Raw genomic sequence first — 21,252 nt, 5'->3', positions numbered from 1 at the left:
TTCTTCGTTTTTTCGCTGTCGTGCTTCGTCGCGGTCGAAAAAAAAACGGAGTCCCTTTTATCGGGGACTCCGCTTCGTGAGGCAAGGTGGTTTGACGCTTTTTGACGATTTACACGTTGAACAGGAAATTCATGACATCCCCGTCATGCACGACATATTCCTTGCCTTCCGCGCGCATCTTGCCGGCTTCCTTGGCGCCTTGCTCGCCCTTGAAGGCGACGTAGTCATCGAAGGAAATGGTCTGGGCACGGATGAAGCCGCGTTCGAAATCCGTATGGATCGCGCCCGCCGCCTGCGGCGCCGTGTCGCCGATATGGATGGTCCACGCGCGCACTTCCTTCACGCCTGCCGTGAAGTACGTCTGCAAGCCGAGCAGCTTGAAGCCGGCGCGGATCACGCGGTTCAGGCCCGGCTCGGTCATGCCCATGTCGGCGAGGAAGTCGGTCTTGTCGGCGTCGTCGAGATCGGCGATTTCCGCCTCGATCGCCGCGCACACCGCGACCACCGGCGCATGCTCGGCCTCGGCGTGCTTGCGCACTGCGTCGAGATACGGGTTGTTCTCGAAGCCGTCGTCCTTCACGTTGGCGACGTACATGGTCGGCTTCGACGTGATCAGGCAGAACGGCTTGATGAGCAGCAACTCTTCGTCGCTCAGCGAGAGGCCGCGCACGGGCTTCGCCTGGTCGAGTTGCGCGCGCACCTTTTCGAGCACGGCGACGAGCTTGATCGCTTCCTTGTCGTTGCCCGACTTGGCGGCCTTCGAATAGCGCGACTGCGCCTTCTCCACGGTCGACAGGTCCGCGAGCGCGAGTTCCGTGTTGATGACTTCGATGTCCGCGATCGGATCGATCTTGCCCGCGACGTGGATCACGTTCTCATCGTCGAAGCAGCGCACGACGTGCGTGATGGCGTCGGTTTCGCGGATGTTGGCGAGAAACTGGTTGCCGAGGCCTTCGCCCTTCGACGCCCCTGCGACCAGTCCGGCGATATCGACGAACTCGACCACGGCCGGCAGGATGCGCTCGGGCTTGACGATGTCGGCGAGCGCCTGGAGACGCGCATCCGGCACTTCGACCACGCCGACGTTCGGCTCGATGGTGCAGAACGGATAGTTCTCGGCGGCAATGCCCGCCTTGGTCAACGCATTGAAGAGGGTGGACTTGCCGACGTTGGGCAAGCCGACGATGCCGCATTGGAGGCTCATGGGATCCTTCGAACTGGTGAGACGGCGCGAGTCGCGCGTTTTCGTCAAAAATGGTGCGCGATGGACGGGCGATGACGCCCGCTCCGACCGGCGGCCGCGTGCCGCGGCCAGGCAAGCCGCTATTGTACCGTTGCGTACCGTTGCGCCGGACCTCGAAGGTCGGCGGGCCTGAGCCTGCGCTCGCATCTGCAAGCCCCCAAACCCCTCCGACCCCCACAGCTATAATGCCCGGATGACTTCGCACCCACTGAAATTCCACGCGATCGTCGTCGGCGGCGGGCTCGTCGGCAAGACGGCCGCGCTGGCACTCGCGCAATCCGGGCTGCGCACCGCGCTCGTCGCGTCGCGCGCCGCCGGCCTGCCGCCGGGCGCCGCGTTCGATTCGCGCATCTACGCGCTGTCGTCCAGCTCGCAGGCGCTGCTCGAACGGCTGCGCGTCTGGCAGGCGCTCGACCGCTCGCGCCTGGGGCCGGTGTTCGACATGCGCGTGTTCGGCGATGCCCACGCCGAATTGCACTTCTCCGCCTTCCAAGCATCGGTGCCGCAGCTGGCGTGGATCGTCGAATCGTTGCTGATCGAGCAGTCGCTCGACGCCGCCTTGCGCTTCCAGCCGAGCCTGTCCTGGTTTGAATCGCGCGCGCAAGGCATGACCGTCGAGGCCGACGCGGCCCACATCGCGCTCGCAAGCGGCGAGTCCCTCGAAGCGGATCTGATCGTCGGCGCCGATGGCGCGCATTCCTGGGTCCGTGCGCAAATGGGCGCGAAGATGACCCGTCGCGATTATCGCCAGACCGGCGTCGTCGCCAATTTCAAGGCCGAGCGGCCGCACGGCGAGACCGCCTACCAGTGGTTCCGCGATTCCGAAATCATCGCGCTGCTGCCTCTGCCGGGCGATCACGTGTCGCTCGTCTGGTCGGCGCGCACCGAGCACGCCGACGACCTGCTCGCACTCGATCCCGCGCAACTCGCCGCCCAGGTCGAAACCGCGACGCAAAACCAGCTCGGCACGCTCGACTGCGTGACGCCGGCGCAAGGTTTTCCGCTCGGGCTGCAGACCGTCGACCGGCTGATCGCGCCGCGCGTGGCGCTCGTCGGCGATGCGGCGCACCTGATTCACCCGCTCGCCGGCCAGGGCATGAACCTCGGGTTGCGCGACGTCGCCGCGCTCGCGGATGTCATCGCCAACAAGGAGTCGTTCCGCGATCTCGGCGCCCCGACCCTGTTGCGCCGCTACGAACGCGCGCGCCGCGAAGACATCCAGAAGCTCATGTTCGCCACGGACGGCCTGCAGCGGCTCTTCGCCGTGCCCGGCACGTTCGCGCGCGCGGTGCGCAATACCGGCATGGCGTTCGTCGGCGCGCAGCCGCTGGTCAAGCGCTGGCTGGTGTCGGCGGCGCTCGGTTGAAACAAGACATTGATTGATATTCCGACGCGCGGCATTCGCGCGACGCTGGCCGACTCACAGGAAACCGCATGGAAACCATTCTTCGTTCTGCGCTCGCGACGGCTGCGGCGCTTGCCGTCACGCTCGGCGTGACCGGTCCGGCCCACGCCGACGCCACCACCGACAAACTCAAGTCGACGCTCGAGTCGCGCATGGGCGACGCCAGCATCAAGAGCATCGACAAGACCGCGATTCCCGGTCTCTACGAAGTGAATCTCGGCTCGCAGATCATCTACAGCGACGCCACCGGCAACTACGTGCTGATCGGCGATCTCGTCGACACCCGCAGCAGCAAGAACCTGACCGAGGCGCGGCTCTCGGAAACCAACAAGATCGACTTCGCGAAGCTGCCGTTCGAGAACGCGGTGAAGGTGGTGAAGGGCAACGGCAGCCGCAAGATCGCCGTGTTCTCGGATCCGAACTGTCCGTACTGCAAGCAGCTCGAAACCACCCTCAAGTCCATCGACAACGTCACGGTCTACACCTTCCTGTACCCGGTGCTGTCGCCGGATTCCACGGCCAAGTCGAAGTCGATCTGGTGCGCGAAGGATCGCGGCAATTCATGGGAAAGCTGGATGCTGGATCACAAGGCGCCGGCCACGGCCGCGAACTGCGACACCACCGCAATCGACAAGAACCTGAAGCTCGGCCGCACGATGAACGTGACCGGTACGCCGACCGTCTTCCTCGCCGATGGCCGTCGTCTGCCGGGCGCCGTGCCCGCCGACCGTCTGGAGAAGGAACTGTCGGCCGCGCAGTGAGCGCGATGCGGCACGAGCACGGAGGCGCCTGGCGCCTCCTTTGTTTTACGGGCTCCGGTTCGCCGGCCGGGGCCGCGGGCATAGCGGGCGCGAGCGGCGCAAGCGGCGCGCCCGGCACAAGAACAAGGACCACGCGATGACACCTTCCCAGCAACCGGTGCATTACAGCATCGTTCCGAAAAAACCCGCCGCGCATCTTTTCGAAGTCACGCTGACCGTCGCCGACACCGATCCGGCCGGCCAGCGCTTCATGCTGCCGGTGTGGATTCCGGGCAGCTACATGATCCGCGAGTTCGCGCGCAACATCGTGACCTTGCAGGCCTTCAACGCGGCGGGCCGCAAGGTCGCGATCGACAAGATCGACAAGCACGCGTGGCAGGCGGCGCCCGTCGAAGGCCCGCTCACGCTGCGCTATGAGGTCTACGCGTGGGATCTGTCGGTGCGCGCCGCGCATCTCGACGACAGCATCGGCTTCTTCAACGCGACGAGCGTGTTCCTCGCGGTGGAAGGGCAGTCGGGCGCGCCGTGCGTGGTCGACATCCAGCCGCCCGAGGGCGGGGCGTATCGCAACTGGCGCGTCGCCACGGCGCTGCGCGAAGCGCGCGGCACGAAGCGCTACGGCTTCGGGACCTACGAGGCCGACAACTACGACGAACTCGCCGACCATCCCGTCACGCTCGGCGAATTCGCGCTCGGCAGTTTCACCGCGCATGGCGTGAAGCACGACATCGTGATCTCGGGGCGCGTCGTCAATCTCGACATGAACCGGCTCCAGGCCGATCTCAAGCGCGTCTGCGAAGCGCAGATCGCGCTGTTCGAGCCGCGCACGAAGCGCGCGCCGATGGACCGCTACGTGTTCATGACGCTGGCCGTCGGCGATGGGTATGGCGGGCTCGAGCATCGCGCATCGACAGCGTTGATCTGCAATCGCACGGATCTGCCGGTGCAGGGCCGGCCGGACCTGAGCGACGGCTATCGCACCTATCTCGGCCTGTGCAGCCACGAATACTTCCATACGTGGAACGTGAAGCGCATCAAGCCCGCGACCTTCGCACCGTACGATCTGTCGCAGGAGAATTACACGACGCTGCTGTGGCTCTTCGAAGGCTTCACGTCGTACTACGACGACCTGATGCTCGTGCGCAGCGGCCTCATCACCGCCGGCGACTACTTCAGCCTGCTCGGCAAGACGATCGGCGGCGTGCTGCGCGGCGCGGGACGTTTCAAGCAGTCGGTCGCGCAAAGCTCGTTCGACGCGTGGGTGAAGTACTACCGCGCCGATGAAAACGCGCCGAACGCGATCGTCAGCTATTACCAGAAAGGTTCGCTGGTCGCGCTGGCGTTTGATCTGTCGATCCGCGCGCAGACCGACAACCGCAAGTCGCTCGACGATGTCATGCGCCTGCTGTGGCAGCGCTACGGACGCGACTTCTATCACGGCAAGGCGCGCGGCATTCGCGAGGAAGACGTCGAGGCGCTGTTCGCCGAAGCCACCGGCGCGGACCTGCGCGCGCTGTTCCGTGACGGCGTGCGCGGCACCCGCGACCTGCCGCTGGATGCCTTGCTGGAGCCGTTCGGCATCGCGCTCGCGCCGGATCTGCCCGGCAATGGCGCGGCGCGCAAGCCCACGCTCGGCGTGCGCGTGCGCGGCGGCGCGGAGTGCGCGCTCGCGGTCGTCCACGAGGGCGGCGCGGCGCAGAAGGCCGGATTGTCGGCGGGCGACGTGCTGGTTGCGATCGACGGTCTGCGCGTCACCGGCTCCAATCTCGACAGCCTGCTGTCGCGCTATCTGCCGGGCGCGAAGGTGGAGATCCATGCGTTTCGCCGCGATGAATTGCGCCGCACGGAACTCAAGCTCGACGGGCCCGAGGTCGTGCGTTACCTGCTGACGGCCATCGACGGACGCGGCCCGTCGAAGCAATGGCGCGAGCGCTGGCTGAAAGGCTGAGGCGTCCGAAGCCGGCGGGCGGATTGTTCTACCCCTGCAACAATCCGTCACGGGCGAATGGCTTTTAATCGATCGTCGAAAGGGGAGAATGCTTCCTAAGCCGGACGCAGACAGCGCCCGAATCCCGAAAGCTCTGCATGGGACACCGTGAGCGATCAAGCGCGCGCAGTGCCCCGACAAGGAACAGGAAGCCATCATGACGACGATTCTGCAAATCAATTCCGCCGCTCGTTCGCAAGGCGCCCAATCGACGCTGCTCGCCGACGAACTCACGGTAAAACTGCAACAAAGCAACCCGGGCGCGAAGGTTGTCGTGCGCGACCTGCTCGGCGCGTCGCTGCCGCATCTCGACGACGCCACGCTCGGCGCCTTCTTCACGCCGGCCGACCAGCGCAGCGCGGAACAGGCGGCCATCAACGCCAAGAGCGAAGCGCTGATCAACGAACTGCTGGCAGCGGACATCGTCGTGATCGCGGCGCCGCTGTACAACTTCGGCATCTCGTCGCAACTGAAGACCTATTTCGACTGGATCGCCCGTTCGGGCATGACGTTCCGCTACGGCGCGAACGGTCCGGAAGGCCTGGTCACGGGCAAGAAGGTGTTCGTGGTGTCGGCGCGTGGCGGCAAGTACGCGGGCACGCCGAACGATTCGCAAACGCCTTACCTGAAGACTTTCCTCGGCTTCCTCGGCCTGACCGACGTGAACTTCATCTACGCCGAAGGCCTGAACATGGGTCCGGAAGTGGCGGGCGCGGCGCTGGCGTCGGCACGCGAGGCGATCGCGGCGCTGTAAGCGTCTCGCTCCGGCAGCAAGGCATCAAGGCATCAAGTAAAACGCCCCGCTGATATTTGTCAGCGGGGCGTTTTGCGTCTCATGGCTTGCACGGAAGCGTCAGGCCAGCAGTTCAGGCTCGGCGGGCAGCCGCCAGTCGATCGCCGGACGGCCATGCTTCGTCAGGTATTCATTGGCGAGCACGAAATGCCCGCAGCCGAAAAAGCCGCGATACGCCGACAACGGCGACGGATGCGCCGACTCCAGCACGCAATGCGCCTTGCCCGTACCTTCGATCAAGCCGCGCTTCGCCTGCGCGTGCGCGCCCCACAACATGAACACGAGTCCGTCATGGCGCAGCGCCATTTCGTGGATCAGCGTGTCGGTGCATTGCTCCCAGCCGCGTTTCGCGTGACTGCCGGCGCGGTCGCGTTCCACCGTCAGCGACGTGTTGAGCAGCAGCACGCCTTGCTTCGCCCATGAATCCAGGCAGCCGTGGGCGGGCGCGGGGAAGCCCAGGCTCGCGTGGATTTCCTTGAAGATGTTGCGCAGCGACGGCGGCGGACGCACCGGCGCGGGTACCGAGAACGCCAGCCCGTGGGCCTGCGGCGCGCCCTTGTCCTCGCCGTGATACGGATCCTGGCCGAGAATCACGACCTTCACGTCGGCGGGGCGCGTGAGACGGAGCGCGCGGAAGACATCGGCGGGATAGACGGTCTTGCCGGCGGCGCGCTCGGCATCGACGAACGCGCACAGCGCTGCATAGTGCTTGCTGTCGATGAACGGTTGCAGATGGCGGCGCCAGTCGGCGGGCAGCGCTTCGAACTGGCTTTCCAGCGTCGTGCCGGGCGACGCCGGCGCGTTGCCGGCATCCTCGAAGAGAGAAGACTGTTGGCTCATGCTGGGCAATCAGGCGTCGGGATGCTTCTCGTGCTTTTCATCGCGATGCTTTTCATCCGGCTGCTTGCGCAACAGATAGCCACGCTGCGCCTTGCTGAGATCTTCCGGCGTCAGTTCCGGAAATGCGCCGCGCAGTTCGGCGGCGAGCAAGGACAGCGCGCTTTCCTCGCCGGATTTCAGTTCCAGTTCCAGTTCGCTGATTTTCGCGCGACGCGTCTCGCCGTCGACATCGGCGGTGATGTCGCCCAGGTCCAGCGCCACTTCGATCTGCGAACCCTCGCGTTCGAGGTCCCACACGATGCGCCGGAAATCGGTCTTGAACAGCGCGATCAGTTCGGGCGCGGCGCGCTCCAGCGTCTCGCGCGCGGCTTCGTCGTCGCAGGCGTCGAGCAGCGCGTCGATCTGCAGCGCGTCGCGCTCGACCGGCAGCTCCCACTCCTGACGGTTGCTCAGGCCCGCGACGCTCTTGCCCAGCGTCTTGTAGGTCTGCAGCCATTGTTCCGGCGTGCGGCGCAGGCGCAAAGCGGACTTGGCTTTCGCCAGCGCGCAGGCGGACGTGTCGAAGTAGACGTTGGTCAGTTGGATCGGCCGCCCCGGGCCGGTGTGTTCGTCGAAGAAGCGTGCGACGTCATCATGCTGCGACGGCGCAAGCGCGAGTTTCAGTTCCCGTTCGATGCCCAAGGTCCGGTCCCGTCGATGAGTTCAAAAAAACATGCGCGCGAGTTCCGCGCCAGGATCGTCGGCGCGCATGAACGCTTCGCCGACCAGGAAGGTATGCACGTGCATCGCGCGCAGGCGGTCGACATCGACACGCGACAGAATGCCCGACTCCGTCACGACGATGCGATCCTCCGGCACCATCTCCAGCATGCCGATGGTCGTCTCGATGCTCGTTTCGAAGGTGCGCAGGTTGCGGTTGTTGATGCCGATGAGCGGTGTCTTCAGCGTGAGCGCGTCGCGCAGTTCGTCGGCGTCGTGCACTTCGACCAGCACGGCGAGACCGAGCGAGTGCGCGTAGGCCTCGAGGTCCTGCATGTGCGAGAGTTCGAGCGCGGCGGCGATCAGCAGGATGCAGTCGGCGCCCATCGCGCGCGCTTCCATGACCTGATACGGGTCGACGATGAAGTCCTTGCGCAGCACCGGCAGGCTGCACGCGGCGCGCGCTTCCTGCAGGTAGGCGACGCTGCCCTTGAAGAACTGCACGTCGGTGAGCACGGAGAGGCACGCGGCGCCGCCTTGCTCGTAGGAACGCGCGATCTCCGCGGGCACGAAATGCTCGCGCAGCACGCCTTTCGACGGACTCGCCTTCTTCACTTCGGCGATGACCGCGGCCTGATTGGCCGCATGCTTCGCGCGCAATGCGCCGACGAAGTCGCGCAGATCACGCGACGTGGCTTCGAGCCGCAGCTCTTCGAGCGGCGCGCTGAGTTCCGCCGCGCGCACTTCCTCGCGCTTGACCGCGATGATGCGGTCCAGGATGTCACTCATGTTGGCTTCCTTTACTGCTTCGCAAACTGCTGCGTGAACTTGACGAGCGTGTCGATCTTCTCGCGCGCCGCGCCGCTCTCGATGGCCTCGCGCGCGGCGGCCATGCCGGCTTCGATCGACTCGACGACATCGGCCGCATAGAGCGCCGTGCCGGCATTCAGCGTGACGATCTCGCGCGCGACGCCGGCCTTGTTGTTGAGCGCGCCGAGCAGCATGGCTTTCGATTCCTGCGCGTCCTGCACCTTCAGCGAACGGTTCGACACCATCTGCAGGCCGAAGTCCTCGGGATGGATCTCGTACTCGGTCACTTCGCCGTTCTTCAGCTCGCCGACGCGCGTGGCGGCACCGAGCGAGACTTCGTCCATGCCGTCCTTGCCGTACACGACGAGCACGTGCTTCGCGCCCAGGCGCTGCATCACGCGCACCTGGATGCCGACGAGGTCTTCATGGAACACGCCCTGGAGCTGGTTCGGCGCGCCGGCCGGATTGGTCAGCGGACCGAGAATGTTGAAGATGGTGCGCACGCCGAGTTCGCGCCGCACCGGCGCGATGTTCTTCATCGCCGGATGATGATTGGGCGCGAACATGAAGCCCATGCCAGTCTCGGCAATCGATGCCGCCACCTGTTCCGGCGACAGGTCGATATTCACGCCCAGCGCCTCGAGCACGTCGGCGCTGCCGGACTTGCTGGACACGCCGCGATTGCCGTGCTTCGCGACCTTCGCGCCGGCGGCCGCGGCCACGAACATCGACGCGGTGGAAATGTTGAACGTGTGCGAACCGTCGCCGCCGGTGCCGACGATGTCGACAAAATTCGAGTTGTCCTCGACCTCGACGTGATTCGCGAATTCGCGCATCACGGTGGCGGCCGCGGCAATCTCGCCGATGGTTTCCTTCTTCACGCGCAAGCCGGTGATGATGGCGGCGGACATGACGGGCGACATCTCGCCGCGCATGATCTGGCGCATCAGATGCAGCATTTCGTCGTGAAAGATCTCGCGGTGCTCGATCGTGCGCTGCAGCGCTTCCTGTGCAGTAATGGTCATGTTGTCGAGCCTGTTCAAGCGCGTTGTCCGGATACGGCCGTGTGCTTTACGAAATTTTCGAGCAGCGCGTGGCCATGTTCCGACAGGATCGATTCCGGATGGAATTGCACACCTTCCACTTCGAGTTCACGGTGGCGCACGCCCATGATCTCGCCGTCCGGCGTCCACGCGGACACTTCCAGACAGTCGGGCAGGGATTCGCGTTCAATCGCCAGCGAGTGATAGCGCGTCACGTTGAAGTGTTTGGGCAGGTCGGCGAACACGCCTTTACAGTCCGTCTCGATCTGGCTCACCTTGCCGTGCATGATGGTCTGCGCGCGCACGACGCGTCCGCCGAATGCCTCGCCGATCGCCTGATGACCGAGGCAGACGCCGAGAATGGGCAGCTTGCCGGAGAATTCGCGCAGCACGTCGAGCGTGATGCCCGCGTGTTGCGGATTGCTCGGTCCCGGCGAGAGGCAGATGCGCTCGGGCGCGAGCTTCGCGATTTCATCGAGCGTGATCTCGTCGTTGCGGAACGTGCGCACGTCTTCGCCGAGTTCGCCGAAGTACTGGACCAGGTTGTAGGTGAAGGAATCGTAGTTGTCGATCATCAGCAGCATGGTCTTGTCTCCTCAGAAGTCGCTGTCGAGGCCGTCTTGCACTTGCTCGGCGGCGCGGAGCACGGCGCGCGCCTTGTTCTCCGTTTCTTGCCATTCGGATTCGGGCACCGAATCGGCGACGACGCCCGCTGCCGCCTGCACATACAGGTTGCCCTTGTGGATGACGCCGGTGCGGATCGCGATGGCCAGATCCATTTCGCCGCTGAACGACAGATAACCGACCGCGCCGCCATACAGCCCGCGCTTGATGGGTTCGAGTTCGTCGATCAGTTGCATCGCGCGGACCTTCGGGGCGCCGGACAGCGTGCCGGCGGGGAAGGTGGCGCGCAGCACGTCGAAGTTGTTCATGCCGTGCTTGAGCTTGCCTTCGACCGAACTCACGATGTGCTGCACGTGCGAGTACTTTTCGATGACCAGCTTGTCCGTCACCGTGACCGAGCCCGTCTGCGCGATCCGGCCGACGTCGTTGCGGGCGAGGTCGATCAGCATCACGTGCTCGGCGACTTCCTTCGGATCGTTCAGCAGTTCGGTCGCGAGTTCGGCGTCGCGCTCGGGCGTGTTGCCGCGCGGACGCGTGCCGGCGAGCGGGCGGATGGTGACGATGTGATCGTCGGCCCGCTTTTCCTGGCGCACCAGGATTTCCGGCGACGCGCCCACCACGTGCACTTCGCCGCCGAAGTTGTAGTAGTACATGTACGGCGACGGATTCAGCGAGCGCAACGCGCGATACAGCGACAGCGGATTGTCCCGGAACGGCTTGGTCAGACGCTGGCCGACCTGCACCTGCATCAGTTCGCCCGCCGCGATGTACTCCTTCGCGCGCCGCACGGCGTTCAGGTAATCGTCCTTCTTGAACTCGCGGAAGGTTTCGGTGCGCACGCTCGCCGACGTCACCGGCGGCTGCACCGTCGCACGCAGACGCGCACGCAGTTCGCGCAGGCGCTGCTTCGCGCGCGCGTAGGCTTCGGGGCGGGTCGGGTCCGCGTAGACGATGAGGTAGAGCTTGCCCGCGAGATTGTCGATGACCGCGACTTCCTCGGTCAGCAGCAACTGGATGTCGGGGAGATTGAGATCGTCGGGGGGCGCGGTGTCGGCGAGCTTCTTCTCGATGTAGCGTACCGCGTCATAACCGAAATAGCCGGCCAGGCCGCCGCAGAAGCGCGGCAGGCCCGGACGGGTCGCCACCTTGAAACGCTTCTGATAGGTCTCGATGAACGCCAGCGGATCGCCTTCATCCGTCTCGACGACGTTGCCATCCGTGAGCACTTGCGACTTGCCGTTCTGTACGGTCAGGATGGTGCGCGCCGGCAGGCCGATGAACGAGTAACGTCCGAAGCGCTCGCCGCCCACGACGGATTCGAGCAGGAACGAGTTCGCGCCATTGCGCTCGGGCTGGGCGAGTTTGAGATAAAGAGAGAGCGGGGTTTCGAGGTCGGCGAGGGCTTCGGCGATCAGCGGAATGCGGTTATAGCCTTCGTTCGCCAGGGATTGGAATTCGAGTTCGGTCATGTTGCGATCCTTTGCGTGCCGGGCGGGGTTCGGGAGGCGCGGCATCGGGGAAAAGCGGGCGCTGCGGGCGGTCGGTTCCCGTGATCATCGCATACGGCGACCTTGCCGCTTCGACGAGGCGAAGCGGCTCCGGGCGAATCATTCACGCGGGACGCGCGAACGAGGTTCGGCTCGATGCGCGGTGTGCGCAAGATGCACGTAATACGGTTCGACAGAAACGGCGCGGAAATGCGCAGCGAAACAAAAAACGGATGCTGAAGCGGATGCGGCAGGGAGCGACATGGCTTCAGCGGACCTCGGGCGAGGTTAGCGCGACCAGCGACGCCAGGGCCAGGCTCCCCGGTCGATGCTGCTCAGACTCCGTTTTCTGTTGAGAAACATGATTGATGGACTTATTCAGTCAGGGTGGTATCCGGCGGCGCCAAGGTGGCGGCTATCGCCAGTGCTGCCGTGCGCAGCGAGGAGACTATACCATCGGACTTCACCGATTGCACAGGCTTCCCATGATTGTAACCGTACGGAACCGTCAAGGTTGCGAGGCCTGCCGCACGGCCCGCGAGGGCATCGTTCTCGGAGTCGCCGACGGCTACGGTTTCGCGCGTCAGCACGTCGAGACGTTCGCACGCGGTGATCATCGGCAGGGGATCGGGCTTCTTCGCGGGCAGCGAGTCGCCGCCGAGAATCACTCTGAAATAATCCGCGATGCCGAAGTGCGCGAGCAGTTCCACCGCGAAGCGATGCGGCTTGTTGGTCACGCAGGCAAGCGCAATGCCGAGCTCGCGCATGGCATCGAGCCCTTCCCGCACTTCGGGGAACAGCGTCGAATGCTTGCCGTTGACCTTCGCGTATTCGCTCTGATAGATGGCGAGGGCGTCGTCGAACTGGGCAACCGCCTGCGAGTGCGGCAGCCGCGCCGCGAGCACACTGCGAATCAGGTTCTCCGAACCCTTGCCGACGTAGTCCGTGACTTCGGCACGCGTGACCGGCTGATCCACCGCGATGCGCGCGAGCATCGCGTTCAGCGCGGCGACGAAGTCGTCCGCGGTGTCGACCATGGTGCCGTCGAGATCGATGATGGCGGCGCGGATGGGCCGGTTCACGAAGGGCGCCTGCGCCGCTGCTGTCTCGCTCATGCCTGTGCTCCCGCCTTGGCGAGTTCGGCGCGCATGGCGTCGATGACCTGCTTGTAGTCGTGCTTGCCGAAGATGGCCGAGCCCGCGACGAACGTATCCGCGCCGGCCGCGGCAATTTCCGCGATGTTGTCGATCTTCACGCCACCGTCGATTTCCAGATGGATCGTGCGGCCTGTGCGTTCGCGATAGGCGTCGATGCGCTTGCGTGCTTCACGCAGCTTGACGAGTGCCTCGGGAATGAACGACTGGCCGCCGAAGCCCGGGTTGACCGACATGATGAGCACGAGGTCGAGCTTGTCCATCACGTAGTCGAGATAGTTGAGCGGCGTGGCCGGATTGAACACGAGGCCGGCCTTGCAGCCGTGATCGCGGATCAGCGAGAGCGTCCGGTCGATGTGAACCGACCCTTCCGGATGGAAGCTGATGACGTTGGCGCCGGCCTTGGCGAAATCGGGCACGATGCGGTCGACCGGCTCGACCATCAGATGCACGTCGATGGGCACGTCCACGTGCGGGCGGATGGCCTCGCACACCATCGGGCCGATGGTCAGGTTCGGGACGAAGTGGTTATCCATGACGTCGAAGTGAATCCAGTCGGCGCCGGCGGCGACGACGTTGCGGACTTCCTCGCCGAGGCGGGAGAAATCCGCCGACAGGATGCTGGGAGCGATATGGAATGGCGCCATGGACGTAGAGAGAGGTAGCGACTTGGAAGCGTGATTTTAACTCGCGTTGATCAAACGAGTCCTTCGTCCAAACGGCTTAGGACGAATGCGCGGAATGCACGGATGTGGCGTCGCGGCGCCGCGCGTGTTGCGGGCACGCCGCGCATCAAGCAGAATGCCAGACCAATGGCGGCGCGGCTGCGCGCCGTTTCCCGGATCTGGCCGCGGCGCTGCGGCCGGTCGCTTGGTCGATGTCTTCATCGACCTGTCACTGGAATTACGATGGCTCAGTACGAATTCAGCGTATCCGTGGAAACGCGGTATCTGCCGGAGCAGTCGGACCCTGATAGCCGGCAGTACGCTTTTGCCTACACGCTGACGATTCGCAATACCGGCGAGGTCGCGGCGCAGTTGATCTCGCGTCACTGGATCATCACCGACAGCAACGATCACGTGCAGGAAGTGAAGGGGCTCGGTGTGGTCGGACACCAGCCCTTGCTGCCGCCGGGCGAGCAGTTCGAATACACGAGCTGGGCGGTGATCGCCACGCCGGTCGGCACGATGCGCGGTGAGTATTTCTGCGTGGCGGAAGACGGTGAGCGCTTCGAGGCGCCGGTGGCGGAATTCGCGCTGCACATGCCGCGCACGCTTCATTGAGCACTGCCCGCGACGTCGCATTGCGGCATGTTCAACGCCGTTTTGCGGGATCGTTGCTGCGGTTCTGCTGTTTTTTCTTGCCTGACGCCGTCCATAGGACGATGAAGATCAGCAAGCCAAGCGCCACGAGCGACTCGAGCGCGAAAATAAGCATTGGGTATTCGTCGAACAGATCAGACATGGTGGTTCCCATCAAGAACGAGCATTGTAGGGGTTTCTCGCGGACAGCCGCGCAGTCAGCCACACGGGCTGCGGCCTGGGCCGCGTCGATCGCAACCGCCGTCCTGCTTGCCTCGTGCGGCGGCGGCAGTTATGTGAAGCCCGGTCCCACCACGGCGACGGGCACGCCCATCGTTCCGGGCCAGCGCGCCGCGTCGCGTCTCACGCCGGTGAGCTGGCAGCAGGTGCCAGGCTGGCAGGACGATTCACTGATCGGCGCCACGGCGGCACTGCGTCAGAACTGCAGCCGGCTTGCGCGTCAGGCTGGCTGGCAGAAGGCTTGCGCGGCGGCGCAGCAGCTCGACGACCTCGACATGTCGGCGGCGCGCAGTTTCTTCGAGGCCTATTTCACGCCCTTCCAGCTCGCCAATAACGACGGCACGCTCGACGGCCTCGTGACTGGCTATTACGAGCCCTTGCTGCGCGGCTCGCGCACGCGTCACGGGCCGTATCAGTACGCGCTGTATCGCTGGCCGTATCGCTACAAGGCGGGCTCGGCGCTGCCGCCGCGCGCGCAGCTCGAACGTTCGGGCGTGTTGACCGGCAACGAACTGGTATGGGTCGACGATCCGATCGAAGCGTTCTTCCTGCAAGTGCAGGGTTCGGGGCGTGTGACGATGGAAGACGGCAGCGTGATGCGCGTCGGCTTCGGCGGCACCAACAATCAGCCGTACCGGTCGATCGGCAGGGAGTTGCTCGATCGAGGCGAACTGACGCCCGCGCAGGCCACCATGCAGGGCATCAAGGCGTGGGCCAAAGCCAATCCGGCGCGGGTCGATGCCCTCCTCGACGTGAATCCGCGCTTCGTCTTCTTCCGCGAAATGCCTTCGAACGAGGCAATGGCCGCAAGCCTCGGCGACGGTCCGATCGGCGCGCTGGGTGTGCCGTTGACGCCGGAACGTTCGATCGCGGTGGATCCTTCGGCGATTCCGCTCGGCACGCCGGTGTTCCTGCAGACGACGCGTCCGCTCAGCAATCAGCCGATGAACCGTCTCGTATTCGCGCAGGACACAGGCTCGGCGATCAAGGGCGGCGTGCGCGCTGACTACTTCTGGGGTCTGGGCGACGACGCCGGCGATCTCGCGGGACGCATGAAGCAGGGCGGCCGCATGTGGCTGCTGATGCCGAACTCCTGATCGCGGCCTGGCGTAGCGGTTGATGAAAAGCTCGCGGCCTTTGGGTTCGCGAGCTTTTTTTCGTGCGTTTAAGACAGGTTCCTGCGATCGACCACGCGCCGCGCCTTGCCGACCGACCGTTCGATGCCGTTCACGCCGAGCACGTTGATCACGGCGCTGACGCCGATCATCGCCTTGATGTCGTAGGCGAGCGCGGCTTTTGCCGTGTCGAGCGCGCCCAGGTCCGGCGCCGATTCGGGACAGGGTTCGACGTTCAGGGTCAGCACGTCGAGCGGCCCTTCCTTGGTCAGCACGATCTGGTAGTGGGGCGCGAGCACGGGACGCTTCAGCAGCAATTCCTCGATCTGCGTGGGGAAGACGTTGACGCCACGCACGATCATCATGTCGTCCGAGCGGCCGGTGATCTTTTCCATGCGGCGCATCGTGCGCGCCGTGCCGGGCAGCAGCCGCGTCAGGTCGCGCGTGCGATAGCGGATGATCGGCAGCGCTTCCTTCGTGAGCGACGTGAAGACGAGTTCGCCGAATTCGCCGTCAGGCAGCACTTCGCCCGTATCGGGATCGATGATCTCGGGGTAGAAGTGGTCCTCCCAGATGGTCGGGCCATCTTTCGTCTCGGCGCACTCCGACGCCACGCCCGGTCCCATCACTTCGGAAAGACCGTAGATATCCACGGCATCGATGCCCATGCGCGTCTCGATGGCGCGGCGCATGTCGTTCGTCCACGGCTCCGCGCCGAAGATGCCGATGCGCAGCGAGCAGTTCGCCGGCTCGATGCCCTGGCGTTCGAGTTCGTCCGCGATCGACAGCATGTAGCTCGGCGTGACCATGATGATGTCGGGACGGAAGTCCTGGATCAGCTGGACCTGTTTTTCGGTCTGGCCGCCGCCGAACGGTATGACGGTGAGACCCGCGCGTTCCGCGCCGTAGTGCGCGCCGAGACCGCCGGTGAAGAGCCCGTAGCCGTAGCTCACGTGGACCTTGTCGCCGCGCCGCGCGCCGGCCGCGCGAATGGAACGCGCGACGAGATTCGCCCAGTTGTCGAGATCCTGCGCCGTGTAGCCGACCACGGTCGGCTTGCCTGTCGTGCCCGAGGAAGCGTGAATGCGCGACACGCGTTCCTGCGGCACCGCAAACATGCCGAAGGGATAGTTGTCGCGCAGGTCTTTCTTCGTGGTGAACGGGAAGCGCGCGAGATCAGCCAGCGACGTGACTTCGTCGGGATGCACTCCGGCTTCATCGAACTTGCGCCGGTACACCGGCGAATTCTCGTAGGCGTGCCTGAGCGTCCATCTGAGGCGCTCGAGCTGCAGCGCGACGAGTTCGTCGCGGCTCGCCTTCTCGATCGGCTCGAGCGGCAGCGGTGCGTTCATTGCTGTCTCCTTGAAGCTGACTGTGCGGCGCGGCTTGATATCCCCGTCCGCTTTCATGAATGAGTTCGGTCAGACGGGTATGACGGTGCCCTTGATCTGCGCGGACTTGCCGCGGAACAACGCCACCGGCTCGCCCTCGCGGTTCGTCACGCGGATGTCGTAGATGCCGGTGCGCCCGCTCAGCGTCTGCTCGACGGCTTCGGCAGTGAGACGATCGCCGCCTCGGACGGGACGCAGGAACTCGATCGAACAACCTGCCGCGACGGTGCTGAGGTTGTACGAGTTGCACGCGAAGGCGAACGCGGAATCCGCCAGCGTGAACATCAGGCCGCCGTGGCAGATGGCGTGGCCGTTGAGGAAGTCGGCCCGCACATCCATTTGCAGACGCGCATAGCCCGGCCGCACTTCGATCAATTCGATGCCGAGCGCGCGCGAGCAGGCGTCGGCTTCGTACATGGCGGCGGCCGTGGCTTCGGCGAGTTCTTGAGGTGTCACAGGGTTCTCCGTGTTTGCGGATGCGTGCGCTTACAGCCCTTCGAAGCGCGGCGAGCGCTTCTCCTTGAATGCGGCGACGCCTTCGATGTAGTCGTGCGATGCGCCGAGCGTGCGTTGCAGATCGCGTTCGAGGTCGAGTTGCTGGTCGAATGTCCGGGTGGCGCTGGCCCGCATGGCTTGCTTGATCGCGGTCACGGCGCGGGCAGGCTGCTGGGCGAGCTGAGCGGCGAGGCCGGCGGCCGCCTGCTGCAACTCGCCGTCTTCCACCACGCGCCAGACGATTCCCCACGCTTCCGCCTTCTCCGCGCCGAGCTTTTCGCCGGTGAGCGCGAGGCCGAGCGCACGGGCTTCGCCGACGCGGCGCGGCAGGAGCCAGGTGCCGCCCGAATCGGGCACGAGCCCGATCTTCACGAACGCCTGGATGAAGCTCGCCGAACGGGCCGCGATCACGAGGTCGCAAGCCATGGCGAGATTGGCGCCCGCACCGGCCGCCGTGCCGTTCACCGCGGCGATGATCGGCAGCGGCGATGCCTGGAGGCGACGCACCAACGGGTTGAAGTGAGCCTCGATCAGGTCGCCGAGATCGGACATGGCGCCTGGCGTGAAGTCGAGGTCGGCCAGGTCCTGACCCGCGCAAAATCCCCGGCCCGCGCCGGTGATGACGAGCGCGCGCGCAGGGCTTGCTTCGATTTCGGTGAGCGCCTGATTCAGCTCGCGATGCATCTCGCGCGTGAAGCTGTTCAGCTTGTCGGGACGATTGAGCGTCACGGTTGCGACGCGCGTTTCGCCATCGACATGGAACAACACGGATTTTTCGGACATGAATTCTCCTCTGTCGCCGATGCTTGCCGCAGCGGCGCGTGGCGGGTTCGTTTCGTTACCGTTCCAATACTAGCCGCGCGCCGCGCCGCTTTCCATTCGGCCGAATGGCATAGGCCGCTTGCACCCGGCAGCGGGTGCAGTCGGCATTGCACGTTTTGTGTCGCGCGGCTTAGGCCGTCTGGACGACTTCCGCTGGCGCGGCCTCCGGCGCAACATGGACCCGGCTTTGCACCACGCGGAAGCGGTTCGCCACGAAAGCGGCGTCCGAGAGCGCGGCGTTGGCTGCCGGGTTCGCACCCGTGCCGTGAAAGTCGGAAAACGCGGCGGTCTGGTTGACGAACACTCCGCCGGTCAGGTTGATCGAGAGCGCCACGCCGCCCTGGATGGCCGCTTCGTGAGCAGCGTCGATCACCTTGTCGTCGGTGCTGTAAACCGAGAGCGTTAGCGCGCCGTGTTCGTGCGCGATGGCGCCGGCCAGTTCGAGCGACTGCGCGGTCGAATCGGTGGCGACGACAAACGAGATCGGACCGAACCATTCACGGGTGAACCTGGCGTTGTCCGTCCGGGCGTCGAGCGTGAGCATCAGCGGTGTGTGCACGCGCGCTTGCGGGAAGTTCGGGTGCGTGAGCGACTGGCTGTCGAGCAGCACGTCGCCGAGTTTGCGTGCCTCGGCAATACGCTCCACGACACCCTCGTTCTGGATCGCGCCCGTGAGTTCGACGGCGCGGGCCGGGTCGGAAGTCAGCTTTTCGACGGCGCCTGCGAGCGTGCGGGCGACGTCGTCGAAGCTCAGTTGGCCTTCGGCGGTGCGAATGCCGTCACGCGGCACGTAGATGTTCTGGGGCGCCGTGCACATCTGGCCCGAGTAGAGCGCAAGCGAGAACGCGATATTGCGGGCGGCGGCCTTCATGTCGTCAACCGAGTCGATGACGATCTGGTTCACGCCCGCCTTCTCGGTATAAACCTGGGCCTGATGCGCATGGCGTTCGAGCCAGGTGCCGTTCTGCGTGCTGCCGGTGAAGTCGATGAGCTTGATTTCGGGGCGCACGGCGAGTTCCTGGACCAGCGCACCGTCGTTCGGTTCGGTGGCGAGCAGGGTCACGACGTTCGGATCAAAGCCCGCTTCGCGCAGCACGTCGCGAGCGATGCGCACGGTGATCGCCAGCGGCAGGATCGCACCCGGATGCGGTTTGACAATGACGGTGTTGCCGGTTGCGAGATCGGCGAACATGCCTGGATAGCCGTTCCAGGTCGGGAACGTGCAGCAGCCGAGCACGAGACCGGTGCCGCGCGGAACGATAGCGAAGCGCTTTTGCATCGCCAGCGGCGGGTTCTTGCCTTGAGGCTTTTCCCAGTGTGCTTCGGCCGGAATGCGGCGCAATTGGTCCCAGGCATAGACCACGGCTTCGAGCGCGCGATCCTGGGCGTGCGGGCCGCCTGCCTGGAAGGCCATCATGAATGCCTGGCCGGTGGTATGCATGACGCTGTAGCCGATCTCGAAGCTCGCGCGATTCACGCGCGCGAGAATTTCGAGACTCACGCCAACCCATGCACGCGGTCCGGCGGCGCGCCAGGCGGCCTGCGCCTTCGAGGCTGCCTGGATGAGGGTGTCGGGAAAGGACTGCGGATAGCGGACATCGAGATCAATGCCGAACGGCGATCGCTCGCTACCGACGGTTTCACCCGTCGAAGGCTGATCCAGTTCGAACGTCTTTCCGAGATACGCTTTGAACGCGGCTTCGCCATCGGCATTGGCCGTTTCCCCGTACACTTTGGGGCTCGGCATTTCGGCAAACGGGCTCCAGTAGCCGCGCGTTTCAATGGCGGCGAGCGCCCGATCGAGCGTCGCTTCGTGCTTCGTGAATAGCGGATGTGTCATGGTCGCTTGAGGAGAACGGAGGAAGGCGCCGGGTTAAATAATTAACCGACCGGTTGGTTGGTAATGTTAGCATCATCGGGTTGGGGTGACGAACTGTTTTCATTAGGGCTTACCTGAGGATCGCAAGGAGGAGCGAATGGCATACGAAAATCTGCTGGTCGAGACGCGCGATCGCGTCGGACTTATTACGCTGCACCGTCCGAAGGCGCTGAACGCGTTGAACGACGCGCTGATGAACGAGTTGGGAAGTGCGTTGAAGGCATTCGACGCCGACGAGAACATTGGCGCGATCGTTCTGACCGGCAGCGACAAGGCGTTCGCTGCGGGCGCGGATATCGGCATGATGGCCAGTTATTCGTATATGGACGTCTACAAGGGCGACTACATCACGCGCAACTGGGAGGCCATCCGCTCCGTTCGCAAGCCGGTGATTGCGGCGGTGGCGGGATTCGCGCTGGGAGGCGGTTGCGAACTCGCGATGATGTGCGACATCGTCATCGCCGCGGACACCGCGAAGTTCGGTCAGCCGGAAATCAAGCTCGGCGTGATTCCGGGGGCGGGCGGGACGCAGCGTCTGCCGCGTGCCGTGTCGAAGGCCAAGGCGATGGACATGTGCCTCACCGCGCGCATGATGGACGCAGCCGAAGCTGAGCGTGCAGGTCTGGTGTCGCGCGTCGTCGGTGCTGATCGACTTCTCGACGAGGCCATCGAGGCCGCGACGATCATTGCCGGCTTCTCTCTGCCTGCCGTGATGATGGCCAAGGAGGCTGTCAATCGCGCCTATGAGACGACACTCTCCGAAGGCGTGCATTTCGAGCGGCGCCTGTTCCATTCGCTGTTCGCGACTGAAGACCAGAAAGAGGGCATGGCGGCGTTCGTCGAGAAGCGGAAGCCTGTGTTCAAGCATCGGTGATGGTGCATCGAAAAGTGCTTGCGCTTCTCGATCCGGGTCACTAGAATTCCGTTCCTTCGCGATTCGATGAACGCGAAGGGAGCGGGAAAGACGGGTTGGACGTCGCGCTATGGGGCAGGTGGTTGAATGCACCGCGCGGTCAGCGAGAAAGGAAGTTCGAATTTCTTGTTGACAGACTTCAAAACGTTGTTCATAATCTCGTTTCTCTGCTGCTGATGCAGCGACGCAAGACGGAAGTGCAGTGGTTCTGTTCTGCGATGTGCTCTTTAAAAACTAACAGCCGATAAGT

General features: G+C 64.6%; 20 protein-coding genes. 7 read left to right on the top strand and 13 right to left on the bottom strand.

All coding sequences use genetic code 11. The features are described 5' to 3' along the window. Positions 1-109: 109 nt before the first annotated feature. Entirely contained in the window at positions 110-1,204 is a 1,095-nt protein-coding gene (gene ychF, locus QCE64_RS11175; RefSeq protein ID WP_309918657.1) for a redox-regulated ATPase YchF, read from the bottom strand. Positions 1,205-1,436: 232 nt separating this feature from the next. On the opposite strand from ychF, the gene QCE64_RS11170 reads away from it, so the two are divergent. From QCE64_RS11170 to QCE64_RS11155, 4 genes are all read left to right on the top strand, one after another. After that, positions 1,437-2,609 (top strand): UbiH/UbiF family hydroxylase, encoded by a 1,173-nt coding sequence (locus QCE64_RS11170; protein ID WP_310003796.1) that lies wholly within the window; start codon positions 1,437-1,439, stop codon positions 2,607-2,609. A 68-nt stretch (positions 2,610-2,677) separates the two neighbouring features. Then, positions 2,678-3,409, top strand: a complete 732-nt coding sequence (locus QCE64_RS11165) for a DsbC family protein (RefSeq protein WP_310003793.1) — start codon at positions 2,678-2,680, stop codon at positions 3,407-3,409. A 136-nt stretch (positions 3,410-3,545) separates the two neighbouring features. Continuing rightward, entirely contained in the window at positions 3,546-5,357 is a 1,812-nt protein-coding gene (locus QCE64_RS11160) for a PDZ domain-containing protein (protein WP_310003791.1), read from the top strand. 196 nt (positions 5,358-5,553) lie between these two features. Next, a complete protein-coding gene (locus QCE64_RS11155) occupies positions 5,554-6,150 on the top strand; it encodes an NAD(P)H-dependent oxidoreductase (protein ID WP_310003789.1) in 597 nt (198 codons plus the stop codon). Between the two features lie 99 nt (positions 6,151-6,249). Here QCE64_RS11155 and QCE64_RS11150 read toward each other — a convergent pair whose 3' ends face one another. From QCE64_RS11150 to rpe, 8 genes are all read right to left on the bottom strand, one after another. Beyond that, complete coding sequence (locus QCE64_RS11150; protein WP_310003787.1) at positions 6,250-7,029, bottom strand: uracil-DNA glycosylase; 780 nt, start codon at positions 7,027-7,029, stop codon at positions 6,250-6,252. 9 nt (positions 7,030-7,038) lie between these two features. After that, the gene (locus QCE64_RS11145) at positions 7,039-7,710 is read right to left on the bottom strand and encodes a CYTH domain-containing protein (protein ID WP_309918644.1); all 672 of its coding nucleotides are present in this window, start codon (positions 7,708-7,710) and stop codon (positions 7,039-7,041) included. 21 nt (positions 7,711-7,731) lie between these two features. Beyond that, on the bottom strand, positions 7,732-8,517 hold the full coding sequence (gene trpC / locus QCE64_RS11140) for an indole-3-glycerol phosphate synthase TrpC (protein ID WP_309810076.1): 786 nt from the start codon (positions 8,515-8,517) through the stop codon (positions 7,732-7,734). Between the two features lie 11 nt (positions 8,518-8,528). Continuing rightward, a complete protein-coding gene (gene trpD / locus QCE64_RS11135) occupies positions 8,529-9,563 on the bottom strand; it encodes an anthranilate phosphoribosyltransferase (protein ID WP_309931083.1) in 1,035 nt (344 codons plus the stop codon). Positions 9,564-9,577: 14 nt separating this feature from the next. Next, positions 9,578-10,165: an aminodeoxychorismate/anthranilate synthase component II gene (locus QCE64_RS11130; RefSeq protein ID WP_309810071.1), complete on the bottom strand. Its 588-nt coding sequence runs from the start codon at positions 10,163-10,165 to the stop codon at positions 9,578-9,580. Positions 10,166-10,177: 12 nt separating this feature from the next. Next, complete coding sequence (gene trpE / locus QCE64_RS11125; RefSeq protein ID WP_309931082.1) at positions 10,178-11,674, bottom strand: anthranilate synthase component I; 1,497 nt, start codon at positions 11,672-11,674, stop codon at positions 10,178-10,180. Positions 11,675-12,066: 392 nt separating this feature from the next. Further along, positions 12,067-12,807, bottom strand: a complete 741-nt coding sequence (locus QCE64_RS11120) for a phosphoglycolate phosphatase (RefSeq protein WP_310003785.1) — start codon at positions 12,805-12,807, stop codon at positions 12,067-12,069. Next, on the bottom strand, positions 12,804-13,493 hold the full coding sequence (rpe, locus tag QCE64_RS11115; RefSeq protein WP_309810063.1) for a ribulose-phosphate 3-epimerase: 690 nt from the start codon (positions 13,491-13,493) through the stop codon (positions 12,804-12,806). The genes QCE64_RS11120 and rpe overlap by 4 nt, the downstream gene beginning before the upstream one ends. Positions 13,494-13,754: 261 nt before the next feature. On the opposite strand from rpe, the gene apaG reads away from it, so the two are divergent. Together apaG and QCE64_RS11100 are read left to right on the top strand one after the other, a co-directional pair. Further along, the gene (apaG, locus tag QCE64_RS11110) at positions 13,755-14,129 is read left to right on the top strand and encodes a Co2+/Mg2+ efflux protein ApaG (protein WP_309810061.1); all 375 of its coding nucleotides are present in this window, start codon (positions 13,755-13,757) and stop codon (positions 14,127-14,129) included. Positions 14,130-14,230: 101 nt separating this feature from the next. Continuing rightward, the gene (locus QCE64_RS11100; RefSeq protein ID WP_404987318.1) at positions 14,231-15,484 is read left to right on the top strand and encodes a murein transglycosylase A; all 1,254 of its coding nucleotides are present in this window, start codon (positions 14,231-14,233) and stop codon (positions 15,482-15,484) included. Between the two features lie 68 nt (positions 15,485-15,552). On the opposite strand, the gene paaK is transcribed toward QCE64_RS11100, so the two are convergent. The 4 genes from paaK to paaN form a co-directional block, all read right to left on the bottom strand. Next, positions 15,553-16,854 (bottom strand): phenylacetate--CoA ligase PaaK, encoded by a 1,302-nt coding sequence (gene paaK, locus QCE64_RS11095; RefSeq protein ID WP_310003782.1) that lies wholly within the window; start codon positions 16,852-16,854, stop codon positions 15,553-15,555. 69 nt (positions 16,855-16,923) lie between these two features. Continuing rightward, entirely contained in the window at positions 16,924-17,310 is a 387-nt protein-coding gene (gene paaI / locus QCE64_RS11090) for a hydroxyphenylacetyl-CoA thioesterase PaaI (RefSeq protein ID WP_309931644.1), read from the bottom strand. Positions 17,311-17,379: 69 nt separating this feature from the next. Then, a complete protein-coding gene (gene paaG, locus QCE64_RS11085) occupies positions 17,380-18,171 on the bottom strand; it encodes a 2-(1,2-epoxy-1,2-dihydrophenyl)acetyl-CoA isomerase PaaG (RefSeq protein WP_309931076.1) in 792 nt (263 codons plus the stop codon). 169 nt (positions 18,172-18,340) lie between these two features. Continuing rightward, positions 18,341-20,050 carry a phenylacetic acid degradation protein PaaN gene (paaN, locus tag QCE64_RS11080; RefSeq protein WP_309931074.1) on the bottom strand — a complete coding sequence of 570 codons (1,710 nt, stop codon included), beginning with the start codon at positions 20,048-20,050 and terminating at the stop codon, positions 18,341-18,343. A 136-nt stretch (positions 20,051-20,186) separates the two neighbouring features. On the opposite strand from paaN, the gene QCE64_RS11075 reads away from it, so the two are divergent. Next, positions 20,187-20,963 carry an enoyl-CoA hydratase gene (locus QCE64_RS11075; protein WP_310003779.1) on the top strand — a complete coding sequence of 259 codons (777 nt, stop codon included), beginning with the start codon at positions 20,187-20,189 and terminating at the stop codon, positions 20,961-20,963. Positions 20,964-21,252 lie beyond the last annotated feature (289 nt).

It is taken from the genome of Caballeronia sp. LZ043, assembly GCF_031451075.1.
Classification (GTDB): Bacteria; Pseudomonadota; Gammaproteobacteria; order Burkholderiales; family Burkholderiaceae; genus Caballeronia.
This window is presented reverse-complemented; position numbering and strand designations above follow the sequence as displayed.

What these genes read in the sequence shown, in the direction of transcription:
- ychF (WP_309918657.1), bottom strand. Translation starts at nt 1,204, where the DNA reads ATGAGCCTCCAATGCGGCATCGTCGGCTTGCCCAACGTCGGCAAGTCC.
- QCE64_RS11170 (WP_310003796.1), top strand. Translation starts at nt 1,437, where the DNA reads ATGACTTCGCACCCACTGAAATTCCACGCGATCGTCGTCGGCGGCGGG.
- QCE64_RS11165 (WP_310003793.1), top strand. Translation starts at nt 2,678, where the DNA reads ATGGAAACCATTCTTCGTTCTGCGCTCGCGACGGCTGCGGCGCTTGCC.
- QCE64_RS11160 (WP_310003791.1), top strand. Translation starts at nt 3,546, where the DNA reads ATGACACCTTCCCAGCAACCGGTGCATTACAGCATCGTTCCGAAAAAA.
- QCE64_RS11155 (WP_310003789.1), top strand. Translation starts at nt 5,554, where the DNA reads ATGACGACGATTCTGCAAATCAATTCCGCCGCTCGTTCGCAAGGCGCC.
- QCE64_RS11150 (WP_310003787.1), bottom strand. Translation starts at nt 7,029, where the DNA reads ATGAGCCAACAGTCTTCTCTCTTCGAGGATGCCGGCAACGCGCCGGCG.
- trpC (WP_309810076.1), bottom strand. Translation starts at nt 8,517, where the DNA reads ATGAGTGACATCCTGGACCGCATCATCGCGGTCAAGCGCGAGGAAGTG.
- trpD (WP_309931083.1), bottom strand. Translation starts at nt 9,563, where the DNA reads ATGACCATTACTGCACAGGAAGCGCTGCAGCGCACGATCGAGCACCGC.
- QCE64_RS11130 (WP_309810071.1), bottom strand. Translation starts at nt 10,165, where the DNA reads ATGCTGCTGATGATCGACAACTACGATTCCTTCACCTACAACCTGGTC.
- trpE (WP_309931082.1), bottom strand. Translation starts at nt 11,674, where the DNA reads ATGACCGAACTCGAATTCCAATCCCTGGCGAACGAAGGCTATAACCGC.
- QCE64_RS11120 (WP_310003785.1), bottom strand. Translation starts at nt 12,807, where the DNA reads ATGAGCGAGACAGCAGCGGCGCAGGCGCCCTTCGTGAACCGGCCCATC.
- rpe (WP_309810063.1), bottom strand. Translation starts at nt 13,493, where the DNA reads ATGGCGCCATTCCATATCGCTCCCAGCATCCTGTCGGCGGATTTCTCC.
- apaG (WP_309810061.1), top strand. Translation starts at nt 13,755, where the DNA reads ATGGCTCAGTACGAATTCAGCGTATCCGTGGAAACGCGGTATCTGCCG.
- QCE64_RS11100 (WP_404987318.1), top strand. Translation starts at nt 14,231, where the DNA reads ATGAAGATCAGCAAGCCAAGCGCCACGAGCGACTCGAGCGCGAAAATA.
- paaK (WP_310003782.1), bottom strand. Translation starts at nt 16,854, where the DNA reads ATGAACGCACCGCTGCCGCTCGAGCCGATCGAGAAGGCGAGCCGCGAC.
- paaI (WP_309931644.1), bottom strand. Translation starts at nt 17,310, where the DNA reads ATGTACGAAGCCGACGCCTGCTCGCGCGCGCTCGGCATCGAATTGATC.
- paaG (WP_309931076.1), bottom strand. Translation starts at nt 18,171, where the DNA reads ATGTCCGAAAAATCCGTGTTGTTCCATGTCGATGGCGAAACGCGCGTC.
- paaN (WP_309931074.1), bottom strand. Translation starts at nt 20,050, where the DNA reads ATGACACATCCGCTATTCACGAAGCACGAAGCGACGCTCGATCGGGCG.
- QCE64_RS11075 (WP_310003779.1), top strand. Translation starts at nt 20,187, where the DNA reads ATGGCATACGAAAATCTGCTGGTCGAGACGCGCGATCGCGTCGGACTT.